The following is a 15,611-nucleotide window of genomic DNA, read 5'->3' as shown; positions in this document are numbered from 1 at the left end:
CCCGAAACGATGGAAAGAAGTCCCCGCCATGAAGCGGTCGATCCCGGGCACCCGGAATCGGCCGATGCCCACGAGGAGGCGTTTCCCGACATGCGCCGCTACCAGCGCGAGTTTCGCGATGCGCCCAGCTATTCGGCGGGCCGCACGTGGTCGGATTATGCCCCGGCGTATCGCTATGGCCGGCTGCAGCACGGCGCCGAGGCCGGCAAGCCGTTCGAACGGGTCGAAGCGGTCCTGGCGCGCGGCTGGCGGGGGGCGCGGGGCGGCTCGCGGCTGAACTGGACCGAGGCGCGGCCGGCGGTGATGGTGGCCTGGAACGACGCGCTGGCGGAGGCCAGGCGCGGCTGAGGGCGGCGCGGGCGCGCCGCACCGCGACGATCCGGCCCGGGCCCGCGGCAGCACCGTGCCGCCGGTCACCGGTACCATGGCATCCTGCCGAGCCGACCCCAGGATGCGCATGAGTCCCCAACCCGATCCGACCCCGCCGGTCAGCCGCGAACAGGCCGAGGACGCGGTCCGTACCCTGCTGCGCTGGGCCGGGGACGATCCCGGCCGCGAAGGCCTGCTCGACACCCCGGCGCGGGTCGCCAAGGCCTATCGCGAATGGTTCAGCGGCTACGCGCTGGATCCGGACGACTACCTGGCCCGGACCTTCAAGGAGGTCGAGGGCTACGACGAGATGATCGTGCTGCGCGACATCGAGTACGAGAGCCACTGCGAACACCACATGGCGCCGATTATCGGCCGCGTCCACGTCGGCTACCTGCCCGATGGCAAGGTGGTGGGGATCAGCAAGCTGGCGCGGGTGGTGGAGGCGTATGCCCGGCGCCTGCAGGTGCAGGAGAAGATGACCGCGCAGATCGCCGGCTGCATCCAGCGCGCGCTGCAGCCGCTGGGCGTGGGCGTGGTGGTGGAGGGCGCGCACGAGTGCATGACCACCCGTGGCGTGCACAAGCGCGGGGTGAGCATGATCACCTCGACCATGCTCGGCTCGTTCCGGGAGGACGCCCGGACCCGCGCCGAGTTCCTGCGCTTCATCGAGGTCGGCGGCGGCGTGCGCCGTTGAGGGGCCGCGCCGGCCATGACGTGGCGGTCACCGGCCCGCGCTATCCTTCGCGCATGTCGACCATGGCCGCCGCCGTACCGGATCTGGCGCCGGAGCCCCCGCCGGGGTCGCTGGCGGAGCGGTTCCGCCGTGTCCGCGCGCACAGCGCCCACCTCGCCGCGCCGCTGTCGGCCGAGGACGCGATGGTGCAGAGCATGCCCGACGCCAGCCCGGCCAAGTGGCACCTCGCCCACACCACCTGGTTCTTCGAGCGCTTCATTCTCGCCGCGCGGCCCGGCTACCGGCCCTTCGATCCGGACTGGGACTACCTGTTCAACAGCTACTACCAGAGCGTGGGGCCGTTCCACGCGCGGCCGAACCGCGGGATGCTCTCGCGGCCTTCGCTGGCGCAGGTGCGCGAGTATCGCGCCGAGGTCGAGATGCGCCTGCTGCAGCGGCTCGACGCCGGCGATCTGGACGGCGAGGCGCTGCAGCGGCTGGAACTGGGTCTCCATCACGAGCAGCAGCACCAGGAACTGCTGCTGACCGACATCAAGCACGCGCTGTGGTGCAATCCGCTGCAGCCGGCCTATCGCGCCGACCTGGTGGGGTCCGAGCAGGCCGCCGCCCCGCCGCTGCGCTGGCTTGCCCGCGACGAATGCATCGCCACGATCGGCGCGCCGGCGTGGCCGGCGGCGGACGCGTTCGCCTACGACAACGAGTCGCCGCCGCACCGGGTGCTGGTGCCGGCGCATGCGCTGGCCAGCCGGCCGGTGAGCAATGCCGAGTTCCGCGGCTTCATCGACGACGGCGGCTATCGCGAACCCGGGTTGTGGCTGAGCGACGGCTGGGCGCGGCTGCAGGCCGGTAGCTGGCAGCGACCGCTGTACTGGCACGAGGACCTGGAGCGGGCGTTCACGCTGGGCGGCGTGCGCGCGCTGGATCCACAGGCCCCGGTCGCGCACCTGAGCTACTACGAGGCCGACGCCTATGCGCGCTGGGCCGGCGCGCGGCTGCCCACCGAGGCCGAGTGGGAGCTGGCCGCCGCGCCGCTGCCGGTCGCCGGCCATTTCGCCGGCGACGACCGGTTCGAGCCGCGGGCCGCGGGCCCGGTGGGCGACGCCGCCACGCCGGTGCAGCTGTTCGGAGACGTCTGGGAATGGACTTCCAGTGCCTATACCGCCTACCCGGGCTTCCGCGCCTGGCGCGGCAGTCTCGGCGAGTACAACGGCAAGTTCATGTGCGGCCAGTGGGTGCTGCGCGGCGGCAGCTGCGCCACACCGCGCGACCACGTGCGCGCCAGCTACCGCAATTTCTTCCCGCCCGATGCGCGCTGGCAGTTCGCCGGCCTGCGGCTGGCGCGCGACGCCTGATGGACATGCGTGCCGCGCCCAACGCAGAGCTGGTCGACCTGCAGCCGGGGCCGGAGCGGATCGCCGCCGACGCGGTCGCCGGGCTCGCGGCCACGCCCAAGCGGCTGCCGTCCAAGTATTTCTACGATGCGCGCGGCTCGATGCTGTTCGAGCGCATCACCCGCCAGCCCGAGTACTACCTCACCGGGACCGAATCGGCGCTGCTGGAGCGGCGCATGCCCGAGATCGCCGCCGCGATCGGCCCGCGCGTGCACGTGGTCGAGTACGGCAGCGGCAGCGGGCGCAAGACCGAGACCCTGCTCGCCGGCCTCGACGATCCGGTGGCCTACACCCCGATCGAGATCTCGCGCGCGGCGCTGCTCGACAGCGTGGCGCGGCTGGAGGGGCGTTTCCCACCGATCGAGATGCTGCCGGTCTGCGCCGACTTCACCCACGCGGTGTCGCTGCCGACGCCGGAGCGCACGCCGCGGCGGCGGCTGGCGTTCTTTCCCGGCTCCACCCTCGGCAACTTCGTCGAGGCGGAGGCGGTGGCGCTGCTGCGCGCGATGCACGACACCGTGGGGGCCGAGGGCCTGGCGTTGATCGGGATCGACCTGGACAAGGACCCGGCCACGATCGAGGCGGCCTACAACGACGCGGCGGGCGTCACCGCGGAGTTCACCCTCAACCTGCTGGCGCGGCTCAACCGCGAGATCGGCAGCGACTTCGACCTCGCCCAGTTCCGCCACCGCGCGCGCTATTCGCGCGAACGCGGCCGGATCGAGACCGCGCTGGTCAGCCAGCGCGCGCAGCGCGTGCGGATCGACGGCCGCGAATTCGCGTTCGCCGCCGGCGAGGAGATGCAGGTCGAGTACAGCCACAAGTACACCGACGCGCAGTTCGCGGCGATGGCCGCGCGCGCGGGGATGGCGGTGGCGGCGGCCTGGAACGATGAATCCGACTGGTACGGGCTGCGGCTGTTGCGCCCGGCCTGAGCCGGCCCCGGCCTATGATGGCCGCCGCCGTCACCGATTGCCCGCCGATGAAACGACTCGCCTGCCTGCTGCTGCTCGCTCCCGCCTTCGCCGCCCACGCTGATCGGACCGGGCAAGCGCATCGCGCCGAGCCGGTCGATCCGGCGTTCCAGCGCTGCCTGGCCGGGCTGAAGGCAGCGGCAGCCGGCGAGGGCGTGAGCGCCGCCAGCTTCGAGCGCTTCACCGCCGGGCTGCACCCCGACCCGTCGGTGCTGGAGCTGCTGGATTCGCAGCCGGAATTCACCACGCCGATCTGGGACTACCTGGCCGGGCTGGTCGACGACCAGCGCGTCGCCGATGGCCGGGCGATGCTCCAGACCCATCGCGAGCTGCTGGCGCGCATCGAGCGCGAGTACGGCGTGGATCCCGCCACGGTGGTCGCGGTGTGGGGCGTGGAAAGCGACTACGGCCGGGTCTTCGGCAAGCGCCCGCTGCTGGTCTCGCTGTCGACGCTGTCCTGCGCCGGGCGTCGCCAGGCGTTCTTCCGCGGCGAGCTGTTCGCCACCCTGAAGCTGCTGCAGGAGGGCCATGTCCAGGCCGACGGGCTGACCGGGTCCTGGGCCGGCGCGTTCGGGCATACCCAGTTCATCCCGTCCACCTACGCCCGCATCGCGGTGGACGGCGACGGCGACGGTCGCCGCGACCTGGTCGGCAGCATTCCCGACGCGCTCGCCTCGACCGCCAACTATCTCAAGCGCGCCGGCTGGCGCACCGGCCAGCCCTGGGGCCACGAGGTGACGCTGCCGCAGGAGTTCGACACGTCCCTGGCGGGACGCGGCAACCGCCGGCCGCTCTCGGACTGGACCGCGCGCGGCGTGCGCCGCGTCGACGGCGCCGAGGTGGCGCTGCCTGCCTCCAGCCAGGCGGCGGTGCTGCTGCCCGCGGGCCGCGCCGGCCCCGCGTTCCTGGTGTTCCGCAACTACGACGCGATCTATTCCTACAACGCCGCGGAAAGCTATGCGCTGGCGATCTCGCTGCTGTCCGACCGGCTGCGCGGCGGGGCGGGGCTGGTCGCCGCGTGGCCCACCGACGACCCGGGCCTGTCGCGCGCCGAGCGGCGCCGCCTGCAGCAGGCGCTGCTCGATCGCGGCCACGACATCGGCGAGGTCGACGGCATGATCGGCAGCAACACCCGGCGCGCGATCCAGGCCGAGCAGCGCCGGCTCGGCCTGCAGCCGGCCGACGGCCGCGCCGGTCGGCGCATCCTCGAGGCGCTCGGCGACGGCCCCTAGGAACGGGCTCGACCAGTCCACCCCTGTGCGGGGTTCGGGAAATGGTCTTGGCCAGCAGATCGCCCTGGTCGCGGGCCCAACGGTCGGGGACGAGCCGTGCCGCTGTGGGCGATACCTGCTAGGAGCGGCCCATGGCCGCGAAAGCCGCGAGGGACCCGGGTAGGGTTTGCGGAGATTCCGGGCGTGGCCGGGTGCGCCGGCCTTCGCGCGCATGGCACGCTCCTACGAAAAAAAAGCCGGGTGCGGCGCCACCCTCCCGCGATCCGCTTTCCGGGCAGCTCGCCGCGTCGCCAGGCGGGCCGGGGGATGCGTGACAACCAAGCGAGTATCGGGGAGCGACTTGTCGCGCATCCCCCGGCCCGTCCGCGCCGAGGCGTTCAGGACTGCCCCGTTCGGCCGCACACCACCAACCGCGCGTTGAAACGGAGCGAGGGGACGCAACGTCATCGGACTGGCCCTCGCTGCCACCCCTCGGGTCGGCCCCAGCTTTCGGTACATCGCCACCGGGCCTAGCGTGTCGGCAAATGGATCCGGAGGGAGCGACATGAGCGATGGAAGCGACGGCGCCGGTGGCGTCGGCAGCGGCGGCGGCACTGGCAGCACCGGCAACGACAGCGCTGCCGATTCGCTCGGCAACGCCGCCGAAGCCCTCGGCAATGCGGCCGAATCCCTCGGCCAGGCGATCGGCAACGCGCTGGGCTCGATGGCCGATGCCGCGGGCCTGGACGGCGCGCTGGGGCAGGTCGCCGATGCGCTGGGGATCGACGCGCGGGACCTGCAGGGCATCCTGGGCGCCGCGGTCCTGGGCGCGGTCACCGGCGGCCTGGCCGGCGCGGTCATGGGCGTGGTCAACGGCCTGGTCGGCGGCAGCCTCAGCGAAGCCGCACGCGGTGCGGTGGCCGACAACCTGCCTGCCGCCATCCAGCCGTTCGCCAACTTCGCCATCGACCGCTTCGCGGGGGGCATCCCCGGCGCCAACGGCTCGCTGCAGGGCGCCCTGGGCTCGCTTGCCGCCGGCGCCCTCACCAACGGCCGGACCCCCGACATCGGCGACCTCGGCGCGGTCGCCCGCTCGCTGGGCGAGGTGACCACGGCCGCGCGCGGATTCATGGACGCCGCCACCCGCGGCGACTTCGCCAACGCCACCGAGGCGGTGGCCTCGCTGGAAGGCGCCCTCCAGGGCGGCTTCGGCCAGGCTCGCGATATCGCCGCCGGGGTGACCTCGGCGTTCGCCGCCGGCCACGACGTGTATCCCGGCGGTGGGCACGGCGGCTTCGGCAACGCGGTCGAACAGCTGGCGGTGGATGCGACCCGCTTGCTGAGCCAGCGCTGAGGCGCGTAGTCCGTCGCCCTGCAGGAGCGGCCCATGGCCGCGACGGCCGTGGGACCTGCCGGTGGAGTGCGCGGTGATCGCCGGCACCTGCCGCCGTGCCGGCCTTCGCGCGCATGGCGCGCTCCTACGAGGCGCATGGCAAGCTGCTGCGGGACGCACCGCACGCGCCCGCGCCCTGGCCCGCCGATGGACATGTAAACCCCGGCGAGTGGCGGCATAATCCGCAGCCGCTCGCAGCCGGCGCCTCCCATGGTCGATCCCCCCGCCGTTCCGGCGCGCAAGGCCGCCCTGGTCTTCATCTTCGTGGTGGTCCTGCTCGACGTGCTGGCGTTCGGGCTGATCATCCCGGTGCTGCCGCATCTGATCGAGGATTTCGTCGGCGGCAACACCGCGCATGCCGCGTACTGGGTCGGTGCGTTCGGGGTGATCTTCGCCGCGATCCAGTTCGTCACCGCGCCGGTGCAGGGAGCGCTGTCGGACCGCTACGGGCGGCGCCCGGTGATCCTGCTCTCGTGCCTCGGCCTGGGCCTGGACTTCGTGCTGATGGCGCTGGCCGGCACCCTGCCGCTGCTGCTGCTCGGGCGCGTGATCGCCGGCATCACCTCGGCCAGCTTCACCACCGCGAACGCCTACATCGCCGACGTGGTGCCGCCGGAGCGGCGCGCCAAGAGCTACGGCATGATCGGCGCGGCGTTCGGCATCGGCTTCATCGCCGGGCCGCTGCTGGGCGGCTGGCTCGGCGACATCCACCTGCGGCTGCCGTTCTGGTTCGCCGCCGGCCTGGCGCTGCTGAACTTCGGCTACGGCCTGCTGGTGCTGCCCGAATCGCTGCCGCCCGCGCGCCGCACCGCGCGCTTCGACTGGGCCCATGCCAACCCGCTCGGCTCGCTGCGGCTGCTGCGCAGCTATCCGCAGGTGTTCGGGCTGGCGGCGGTGGTGTTCATCGCCAATCTGGCGCACTACGTGTACCCGAGCATCTTCGTGCTGTTCGCGGACTATCGCTACGCCTGGGGGCCGCGCGAGGTCGGCTGGATCCTCGCCGCGGTCGGCGTGTGCAGCGTGATCGTCAATGCGGTGTTGGTGGGGCGGGTGGTGCAGTGGATCGGCGAGCGCCGCACCCTGCTGGTCGGGCTCGGCTGCGGGGTGGCCGGGTTCCTGTTCTACGGACTGGCCGGGGCCGGCTGGGTGTTCCTGGTCGGAATCCCGATCAGTGCGCTATGGGCGCTGGCGGCGCCGGCCACCCAGGCGCTGATCACGCGCCTGGTCGGCGCCGAGGCCCAGGGCCGCGTGCAGGGCGCGCTGATGAGCCTGGTCTCGCTGGCCGGGATCCTGGCGCCCGGCCTGTTCGCGTGGACCTTCGGGCTGTTCATCGGCCAGCGCGCGCCCATGCACCTGCCCGGGGCGCCGTGCTGGCCGCGCTGCTGCTCTGCACCGGCCTGGCGCTCGCGTGGCGCTATGCGCCGCGGCCACCCCGGGCCGGCGCGGATGCCGCCGCACCGCTGCGGGGCGATGACGCCGCGCCGCGCGCCAGCCGGCCATAAAAATCCCGCCCTCCTTGGAAGAGGGCGGGAATCGTCGACCCTGGAGAGAGAGTATCGCGCGGGCGCGATCAGTTGGTCGGCGGGGACTCCGGATCCTCGGGATCCTCCGGCGGCGTCTGCTCGCTGGTCGGATCCGTCTCGTCCACCATCTCGGGCGGGGTCTGCTCGGGCGGCGGCGCATTCGGGTCCATCGGATCGATCGGCGTCTGGGTCGGATCGGTGATCGGATCGATGGTCTCGTCGGTCACCGGAGGCGGCGCCCAGGCGTCGCCCGCCGGTTCCACCGGCTCGGCCGGCACGTCCATCGGCGGGGTTTCCTCCGGCGGCGTGCAGGCGGCCAGCGTCAACATCAGCAGCGCGGCGGCGAGCGGCAGTGCGGTTCGGAACATGCGCGTACTCCTTGCATGGATGACGCTCCCAGTGTCCATGCCGGGATGTATCAACCGCGTCATGGCACCGCTAACGAATCGCAACGTTGCCACCGTGCCCGCCGGCGCCCACGTCTTCGGAAGAGACGCGGATCGGGGCCGGCGGCGGCCAGCGGATCGCGCTGCGACACCGCTCAGCCGCAGCGCAGCGCGGTGATCACGCCGTCGTCGTCGACGTCGATGTTCAGGCGCCCGGCGCGAAATTCCATCGTCACCATCTGGTCCGGCTTCAACACCCGCGCGACCTCGGCGCCGGCGCCGTTGCGGGCCTGTTCCACAACGGACGCATCGGCGCGCTGTCCCACCAGCGACTGCACCGCGCTGGCGTCGCAATCGCCGCCGGCGTCCTGGGCGCGCGGCGCGGGGGTGGCGCCGGCGTCGGCGGATGCGGCCGGTGGGGAGGCATCCGCGGCGGAAGCGCCGGTCTCGTCGGCGGCGTTGCGCGCCGGCGCGCACGCCGCCAGCGAAACGGTCAGGGCGGCGAACAGCAGCGAAGCGGCGAAGCGGGGCATCGAAGACTCCAGGCAGGGGTGAACGGAGCGCCAGCGTGCCGTCGCCGGCGTGTGAACGGCGTCAAGCACGGCGCCGCGGTTCAGGCCACGGCAGGGCGCTTGGGTGCCGGCAGCGCCGCGCGCAGCATGGCGTTGTAGCCGGGCGCGAGCATGGCGAAGCCGGCCTCGGTGGGATGGATCTCGTCGTACCAGAACGCCGGATCGGCGGTCTCCGGCAACAGCGAGAAATCCGCGAACGAGAACAGCCCGGGGAAGTCGGCGCGGCTCGGCGCCAGCACCCGGTCCCGAAACCCATCCACCAGCAGCAGCCAGGCGAAACGCGCGGCCTCGGCGCGGCTGCCCAGCACCGGCCGCATCGGCGGCCACAGCCACGGGCCCACGTTGCCCACCAGCGGCGCCGCCAGGCCGAGGTTCTTGATGCTGAGGCGGCCGGGCGCGCCGATCCGCAACGGCGGCGCATAGCCGTGGCCGACCACGCGGAACCCGCCGCCGACCCGCGACATCGCCTCGAGCAGGATCGCGTAGCGCTCGCGCAGGCGCACGAATGTCCCGGCCTCGACCACCATCGCGAACGCGTCCGCCGCAGGCATCCGCCGGGCGCCGTCGAAGACCGCGGCCAGGCGCGGACCGAGCGCATCGTTGCCGCCCACGCTCACGCACAGCAGGTCGAACTCGCGCGAGCGCAGGCGCTCGGCGTAGTTGCGGCAACGCCCCGGGGTGCACATCCGCGCCGCGGTCAGCCCGGGGCCGCCGAGCCGCAGCGAGATGCCGTCGATGCGCACGAAGCTGTTCCAGTACAGGTTGCGGTACAGCGGCGTGCTGAACCACGAGTCGCCCCAGTAGGCGATCGCCGGGCGCGTGCGCAGGGTCTCGCGCCAGGTCCGCCGCTGGCGGCTGGCCGGGGTGCCGGTGGCGCGCGCCAGCGTGGCCCAGTCGCCGTAAATGCGCTGCAGTTGCATGTTCGCAAGGTCCGCCTGTACTACCCTCAAGGGTAGCGCGCGCCGCGCCGCGCGTGGCCGGCGCCGTGGCCGGCCGCCGTTGGTTCGCCGGACGGCGTTGCGCGGCCAGGGAGCGGAGCGGAGGAGGAGCCAGTGCGTCTTGCCAATGTGCTGCCGGCGCTGCAGGCGCGGATGCGCCGCCACGGGCGCCCGGCCCCGCCCGACCTCGACGCGGTCAAGGCCGCCGAGCGTGCGGTGATCCTGGGCGAGCGCGATGCCAACGAAGCGCCCGAACTCTGGGGGCTGGCGCTGTCGGGCGGCGGCATCCGCAGCGCCACGTTCGCGCTCGGGGTGCTGCAGGCGCTGGCGCGGCTGGACCTGCTGAAGTGCTTCCACTACCAGTCCACCGTTTCCGGGGGCGGCTATATCGGCGGCTTCCTGCAGGCGCTGATCCGGCGGCGGGGCTATGCCGAGGCCTTCGCGGTGCTGCGTGCGCGGCTCGGCGAGGCTGGCGACGGCACCGGCGTCACGCCCGACCAGGCGCTGCGCGCGGTCGCACGGGTGCAGCGGCCGATCCTGCACCTGCGCGAGTACAGCAACTACCTGGGCCCGCGCAAATCGCCGTTCTCCGGCGACACCCTCGGCATGGCCGGGACCTACGTGCGCAACGTGCTGCTGGTGCAGGTGCAGCTGTGCGCGCTGATCCTGGCGATGTGCCTGCTGCCGCTGCTGCTCTACGGCGCCGTCGACGGGCCGGCGCGCGAGCATCCGGTGGTGCTGCTCGGGCTGGCGGGGGGCCTGGGCATGGCCGCGGTCGGCCTGCTGGCCTACGTGACCGGCTACGTGGATCGCCGCGCCCGTGCCGGGGTCGATCCGGCGGAGCCGCCGCCGCCGCGGATCGCGCTGGCGGCACTGGCGACGATCGGGGTGCTGGGGCTGGGTTCGATGCTGGGCGCGCTGGGTCTGGCCGGCTACCGGCGGCTGCCGGGGCCGCTGGACCGGATGCTCGACCTGCTGCAGGCGCCGCCGGATCCCGCCGCCCGGCTGGGATTGGCCACCGCCGGGCTGTATCTGGTCGCATGGGTGTCGTGGCTGGGATTCGAACGCTGGCAGGCGCTGCGCGGCGCCGACCGCGGCGCACCGCCGTCGCCGCTGCTGCGCCGGGCGCCGCGCTTCCTGCTGGGGACGGCGGGCGCCGCGGGATTTGCCGGTGTGGCGATCCTGGTCCTGCAGCGGTTGCTGGCCGAGCGCCTGGCCGGCGAGACCCTGTGGCACGTGGTGATCCTGGGTCCGTCGCTGGTGATGACCACGATGGTGCTGGCCGCGATCGTCCACCTGGGGCTGGCGGGGCCTTCGCTGAGCGACCTGCAGCGGGAAATCTGGGCGCGGGTCGGGGGGCGTACCGCCGGGCTGGTCCTGCTGGGGATCAGCCTGTCGCTGGGCCTGACCATTTACGGGCCGTGGCTGATGGGCTCGCTGGCGCGCCTGGGCGGGCAGCGCGTCGCCGGGCTCGGCTGGGCCGGCGTGCTGGCCTGGGTATCGACCACCGGCATCGGTCTGCTGTTCGCGCACGGCCGGCGCGGAGGCGGGGATCCGGCCTCGTTGCGTACGCGGCTGCTCGACCGGGTCGCGCGGCTGGCGCCCTGGGTCTTCATCCTCGGCCTGCTGGTGGCATTGAGCCTGGCCGGGCAGTGGCTGCTGCGGCGCCTGGCCGGGGCCGCGCCGGCCCCGGTCGGCGAGCTGGGTACCTACCTGCTGTGGCTGCAGGACGGGCTCGGCCCCCACGGCGGCCTGCTGTTGCTGCTGGTCGCCGCCGCGGTCGCGACCTGGCTGCTGTTCGGCTGGGCGGTGGACGTCAACGAGTTCAGCCTCAACGCCTTCTACCGCAACCGCCTGGTGCGCTGCTATCTGGGTGCCAGCAACGAGGCGCGCAACCCCGAGCCGACCACCAACTTCGACGTCGACGACGATCTGGTGCTGGCCGACGTGGCCCAGGTGCAGCGGCTGGACGGGCGGCGGCCGCTGTTCCCGCTGATCGGCACCGCCATGAACCTGGTCGCCACCGCGCAGCTGGACTGGCAGGACCGCAAGGCCGCCTCGTTCTGCCTCTCGCCCGGCTACTGCGGCCACCTGCCGCCGGCTTCACGCCCCGGTGCCGCGCCCATCGGCGACGTGCACCCCGGCACGGGGCGGGACAAGCACGAGGCGGGGGAGGCCTCGCTGGCGTCTTCGCTGACCCTGGGCAGCGCGATGGCGATTTCCGGCGCCGCGGTCAACCCCAACATGGGCTACCACAGCTCGCCGGCGGTGACGTTCCTGTTGACGCTGTTCGACGCGCGGCTGGGCTGGTGGCTGCGCAACCCCAGCCACCGACAGCCGGCAGCGCCGCGCAGCGCGCCGTTCTTCGGCGGCTGGCTGCTGGCCGAGCTGCTCGGGCGCACCGGCGACGGCGGCCGCTTCGTGCACCTGTCGGACGGCGGGCATTTCGAGAACCTCGGCATCTACGAGCTGGTGCGGCGGCGCTGCCGCTTCATCGTCTGCGTGGATGCCGCGGCCGATCCGCAGCGCGCGTTCGCCGACCTCGGCAATGCCGCGCACAAGTGCCGGGTCGACTTCGGCGCGCAGATCGACATCGACGTGGCGGCGCTGCGGCCGCAGGCAGATGGCCTGGCCGAACGCAGCTGCGCGGTAGGCCGGATCGACTACGCCGACGGCAGCAGCGGCACCCTGCTGTACCTCAAGCCGACGCTGACCGGCGCCGAGTCGGCGGACATCCTGCACTACGCGCGCACCCACCCGCGCTTCCCGCACCAGCCCACCAGCGACCAGTACTTCGACGAGGCGCAGTTCGAGAGCTACCGCCGGCTCGGCGAGGACATCGCGCAGCGCGCGCTGGAGCCGGCGCTGGAGCGGATCGGCGCCGGCGTCGGCGCGCCCGGACATGCCGAACTGGGCCTCCACGACTCCGGCCGCAAGCGCAAGCTGCTGATCGCACTTCGCCAGCGCTGGGTGGCGCCGCTGCCCGGCGTGGCCGACTGCTTCGCCGTGCACGGCAAGGCGCTTTCGCGGCTGTTCGACAGGCTGGGCAGCAGCCAGGAACTGGCGGTGCTGGACGCGCAGTTCCATCCGGCCTGGACCGATCTGGTCGGCGCCGGCACCGACGGCGGCGATGCCGCGCGGCCGCTGGGCCGGCGCAGCCGGCTGCCGGCCGAGCGCGACTTCCGCGCCTGCTTCTACTTCTGCCAGGAACTGATCCGGCTGATGGAGGCGGTGTACCACGACCTCGACTTCGAGCACGCCTGGGACCACCCCGACAACCGCGGCTGGGTGAACGCGTTCCGGCACTGGAGCTGGTCGCCGATGTTCCGCATCGCCTGGACCGTCGGCCTGCCCACCTTCGGGGTGCGCTTCGCCACCTTCTGCCAGCAGCGGCTGGACCTGCCGATGCTGGCCAACGACGACGGCTACCAGCGGGTGCTGCGGGTCGAGGACGCCACCCCCCCGGACGGCACCGGTTGGCGCAGCGCCTGCCAGCGGCTGCTCGACGAGGGCCGCATCAACCACGTGGAGCACGGCATCCTCACTTCCACGACGCTGTTGGCGGAGGCCTGGCCGCCCACCGCGCTGTACCTGCTGCGGCTGCGCTGGAGCAGCATCCTGGCCCGCACCGGCAACCGCCTGCCCGACACCACCGTGGCGATCGCGGTGCTCTCGGGCGGAACGCTGCGGCTGCTGCGGGTTCAGGACCACCTGCGGCGGATGGGGCTGGCCACCGAATTCATGCGCCTGCTGGCCAGTCGCCAGCGCATCGATGCGGTCGAGGTGAGCCCCGGCTACTACGGTGCCGCCGGGGTCTGGCGCAGCGGCGCGGCGCGCCGGGTCAACGACTGGCTGCGGGCGCTGCTGCTGCAGACCGGCAAGCGCCACCGCGAGCGCAGCGGCGGCGCCCACGACCCCGTTCACCGCGGCGACTGACCCCTGTAGGAGCGTGCCATGCACGCGAAAGCCGGCACGATTGGCCACGCCCGCGTTCGCCGCCAACCCGGCCGGAACTCCCGCGGTCTTCGCGACCACGGGTCGCGCCTACGGAGATCGGACGCTCGCGCGAAAGCCGTCTCCCGTAGGAGCGTGCCATGCACGCGAAGGCCGGCGCGGTCGGCAACGCCGGGCATCGCCGCCGGCGCCATCGGAGGCGCCGGCGGGTCTTCGCGCCCATGGCCCCTCGTTGCGTGCGCCACTGCTCCCGCCTGCGGTCGCCGTCGCGGTTCGCGCGGTGTTGACGCGGCGATGCCGCATCTTCGCCGCCATGCCTTCCCGCGCCGCAGCCGGCCCGCCCGGTTCTCCCGAAGCCGATGCCGCCGACGCGGGCCTGGTCTACGTCTGCGACACCGCGCCGGGGATCTCGCGCCGCCGCGCCGGCCGCGGCTTCTGCTACCGCATGCCGGATGGCAGCACGGTGCGCGATGCCGAGGTCCTGGCGCGGATCCGCGCGCTGGCGATTCCGCCGGCCTATACCGAGGTGTGGATCTGCACCGACGCGCGCGGCCACCTGCAGGCCACAGGCCGCGATGCGCGCCGCCGCAAGCAGTACCGTTACCACCCGCGCTGGGCCGAGGCGCGCGATAAAGGCAAGTACGGGCGCCTGGTCGAATTCGCGCGTACCCTGCCGAAACTGCGCCGCCGCCTGCGCGCCGACCTCAAGGTGCCGGGGTTGCCGCGCGACAAGGTGCTGGCCATCGTCGTCTCGCTGATGCTGGAAACCCTGGCCCGGGTCGGCAACGACAGCTACGCGCGCGAGAACCGCTCCTACGGCCTGACCACCCTGCGCGATCGCCATGTCGCGTTCCTGCGCGGGGGCCGTGCGCGGTTCAAGTTCCGCGGCAAGGGCGGACTCGAGCACGAACTCGATATCGACGATGCGCGGCTGGTGAAACTGGTGCGCGCCTGCCAGGACCTGCCCGGGCAGGCGCTGTTCCAGTACCGGGACGACGACGGCGGGGTGCAGCCGATCGGTTCGGCCGATGTCAACGATTATCTGCGCCATGCCACCGGCGCCGACTTCACCGCCAAGGACGTGCGCACCTGGGGCGGCACCCTGCATGCGTTCCGCGAGCTCGCCTCAACCCCGCTGCCGGAGCCGGTGCGCGGCGACAGCCCCAGCGCGCGCGCGCTGACCGCTGCCCGCAACCAGGTGATCAAGGCGGTGGCGGCCACCCTCGGCAATACCCCGGCGGTATGCCGCAAGGCCTATATCGACCCGCTGGTGTTCGATGGCTGGCAGGACGGGCAGCTGGCGCGCGCCGCCGCCGGCGCGCGCGGGCCGCGGCAATGGGAACAGGCGGCGATCCGCTTCCTGGCCGCCGCGCGCCGCCGGGCCGCGCGTGCGACCGGCGCTGCCGGCCGGGCGCGGCGGTCGAGGCGTTGAGGCACGCGGCGACTCGGGGGCGTACCAACCGCGCCGGCTTTCGCGTGCATGGCACGCTCCTTACCAGAAGGCGCCGCTCTCCTGGCGGAGGCGGTGCGCGGCTACGGTGCCGGGGGCAGGCGCACCTGGCCGACGCCGACCTCGCGGCTGCCCTCGATCATCACGAAGCCGGTGGCCGCCTGCCGCACCGTCACCGCTTCCTGGCAGCCCAGGCTCGCCTCGGCGGTCTGCCCCGGCGCGATCGAACGCACCTCTGCCGGGATCGTGACCGAGCAGACGATTCCGGGGCCGCCGGCGAACCTCACCGTCGGCCGGTACTTGGAATAGATCGGGGTCTGCCGTCCGCGCGGTTCGCCATTGCTGGTGTGCAGGGTCAGCGTGACCGGAATCTCCTCGCCGACCCCGTAGCCGCGCATGCGGTCGTCGGCGGCAGCGGCTGTGCATGCGAACAGTCCGGTGGCGGCAGTCAGGGCGAACATCTTCCTCATGGCGAAGCTCCTTGGCGGTCGAAGAACGGCCGCCAGTCTACCCCGACGGGCGCCGCGGCCCCGCCAGCGGCCGGGGCGCCGGCGGCGCCACTGCATCCGTGCGCACCGCCGCGGCGGACCGCTCGGGGCCGAGGTGCGCATCGTGCGAGGATGTCTCCAATCCATCCGTCTCCGATGCCCATGAACCGTTGCGCCGCCGGCAGTGTCGTCGTCTTCGCCCTCCTCGCCATCGCGGCCTGCTCCGCCGACGGCGCGCCCCCCGGGGCGCCCGCGGCGGAGGGAC

The 15,611-nt window shown here is 73.2% G+C and carries 11 protein-coding genes and 2 pseudogenes; 9 read left to right on the top strand and 4 right to left on the bottom strand.

Annotation, left to right across the window (positions count from 1 at the left end):
• The first annotated feature begins 9 nt into the window (after nt 1-9).
• The 7 genes and pseudogenes from QFW77_RS02360 (at nt 10) to QFW77_RS02330 (ending at nt 7,537) form a co-directional block, all read left to right on the top strand.
• A complete protein-coding gene (locus QFW77_RS02360; RefSeq protein ID WP_280572622.1) occupies nt 10-348 on the top strand; it encodes a hypothetical protein in 339 nt (112 codons plus the stop codon).
• A 109-nt stretch (nt 349-457) separates the two neighbouring features.
• Nucleotides 458-1,066: a GTP cyclohydrolase I FolE gene (gene folE / locus QFW77_RS02355; protein ID WP_280572621.1), complete on the top strand. Its 609-nt coding sequence runs from the start codon at nt 458-460 to the stop codon at nt 1,064-1,066.
• Between the two features lie 53 nt (nt 1,067-1,119).
• A complete protein-coding gene (gene egtB, locus QFW77_RS02350) occupies nt 1,120-2,418 on the top strand; it encodes an ergothioneine biosynthesis protein EgtB (protein WP_280572736.1) in 1,299 nt (432 codons plus the stop codon).
• On the top strand, nt 2,418-3,392 hold the full coding sequence (gene egtD / locus QFW77_RS02345; RefSeq protein WP_425603252.1) for an L-histidine N(alpha)-methyltransferase: 975 nt from the start codon (nt 2,418-2,420) through the stop codon (nt 3,390-3,392). The genes egtB and egtD overlap by 1 nt, the downstream gene beginning before the upstream one ends.
• A gap of 17 nt (nt 3,393-3,409) precedes the next feature.
• Nucleotides 3,410-4,660 (top strand): annotated as a pseudogene (locus QFW77_RS02340) (lytic murein transglycosylase); the annotation flags it as partial.
• A gap of 547 nt (nt 4,661-5,207) precedes the next feature.
• Entirely contained in the window at nt 5,208-5,996 is a 789-nt protein-coding gene (locus tag QFW77_RS02335) for a hypothetical protein (protein ID WP_280572618.1), read from the top strand.
• Between the two features lie 249 nt (nt 5,997-6,245).
• Nucleotides 6,246-7,537 (top strand): annotated as a pseudogene (locus tag QFW77_RS02330) (TCR/Tet family MFS transporter).
• Between the two features lie 68 nt (nt 7,538-7,605).
• Here the strand turns inward: QFW77_RS02330 and QFW77_RS02325 are convergent.
• From QFW77_RS02325 to QFW77_RS02315, 3 genes are all read right to left on the bottom strand, one after another.
• On the bottom strand, nt 7,606-7,926 hold the full coding sequence (locus QFW77_RS02325) for a hypothetical protein (RefSeq protein ID WP_280572617.1): 321 nt from the start codon (nt 7,924-7,926) through the stop codon (nt 7,606-7,608).
• Nucleotides 7,927-8,099: 173 nt separating this feature from the next.
• The gene (locus QFW77_RS02320) at nt 8,100-8,477 is read right to left on the bottom strand and encodes an I78 family peptidase inhibitor (RefSeq protein ID WP_280572616.1); all 378 of its coding nucleotides are present in this window, start codon (nt 8,475-8,477) and stop codon (nt 8,100-8,102) included.
• Nucleotides 8,478-8,557: 80 nt separating this feature from the next.
• A complete protein-coding gene (locus tag QFW77_RS02315) occupies nt 8,558-9,436 on the bottom strand; it encodes a hypothetical protein (RefSeq protein WP_280572615.1) in 879 nt (292 codons plus the stop codon).
• A gap of 132 nt (nt 9,437-9,568) precedes the next feature.
• On the opposite strand from QFW77_RS02315, the gene QFW77_RS02310 reads away from it, so the two are divergent.
• Together QFW77_RS02310 and QFW77_RS02305 are read left to right on the top strand one after the other, a co-directional pair.
• Entirely contained in the window at nt 9,569-13,390 is a 3,822-nt protein-coding gene (locus tag QFW77_RS02310) for a hypothetical protein (RefSeq protein WP_280572614.1), read from the top strand.
• A gap of 331 nt (nt 13,391-13,721) precedes the next feature.
• Entirely contained in the window at nt 13,722-14,840 is a 1,119-nt protein-coding gene (locus QFW77_RS02305; RefSeq protein WP_280572613.1) for a DNA topoisomerase IB, read from the top strand.
• Nucleotides 14,841-14,941: 101 nt separating this feature from the next.
• Here the strand turns inward: QFW77_RS02305 and QFW77_RS02300 are convergent, their stop codons facing one another.
• Nucleotides 14,942-15,328, bottom strand: coding sequence for a hypothetical protein (locus QFW77_RS02300; protein ID WP_280572612.1), 387 nt, complete (start codon nt 15,326-15,328; stop codon nt 14,942-14,944).
• Between the last annotated feature and the right edge of the window lie 283 nt (nt 15,329-15,611).

The sequence above is a fragment of the Luteimonas endophytica genome, assembly GCF_029887875.1.
In the GTDB taxonomy this organism is placed as follows: domain Bacteria; phylum Pseudomonadota; class Gammaproteobacteria; order Xanthomonadales; family Xanthomonadaceae; genus Luteimonas; species Luteimonas endophytica.
The sequence above is the reverse complement of the archived record's forward strand: the minus strand, read 5'-3'. Positions and strand labels throughout refer to the sequence as shown.

Coding starts and splice junctions, on each gene's coding strand:
- QFW77_RS02360 (WP_280572622.1), top strand. CDS start 10: ATGGAAAGAAGTCCCCGCCATGAAGCGGTCGATCCCGGGCACCCGGAA.
- folE (WP_280572621.1), top strand. CDS start 458: ATGAGTCCCCAACCCGATCCGACCCCGCCGGTCAGCCGCGAACAGGCC.
- egtB (WP_280572736.1), top strand. CDS start 1,120: ATGTCGACCATGGCCGCCGCCGTACCGGATCTGGCGCCGGAGCCCCCG.
- egtD (WP_425603252.1), top strand. CDS start 2,418: ATGGACATGCGTGCCGCGCCCAACGCAGAGCTGGTCGACCTGCAGCCG.
- QFW77_RS02335 (WP_280572618.1), top strand. CDS start 5,208: ATGAGCGATGGAAGCGACGGCGCCGGTGGCGTCGGCAGCGGCGGCGGC.
- QFW77_RS02325 (WP_280572617.1), bottom strand. CDS start 7,926: ATGTTCCGAACCGCACTGCCGCTCGCCGCCGCGCTGCTGATGTTGACG.
- QFW77_RS02320 (WP_280572616.1), bottom strand. CDS start 8,477: ATGCCCCGCTTCGCCGCTTCGCTGCTGTTCGCCGCCCTGACCGTTTCG.
- QFW77_RS02315 (WP_280572615.1), bottom strand. CDS start 9,436: ATGCAACTGCAGCGCATTTACGGCGACTGGGCCACGCTGGCGCGCGCC.
- QFW77_RS02305 (WP_280572613.1), top strand. CDS start 13,722: ATGCCTTCCCGCGCCGCAGCCGGCCCGCCCGGTTCTCCCGAAGCCGAT.
- QFW77_RS02300 (WP_280572612.1), bottom strand. CDS start 15,328: ATGAGGAAGATGTTCGCCCTGACTGCCGCCACCGGACTGTTCGCATGC.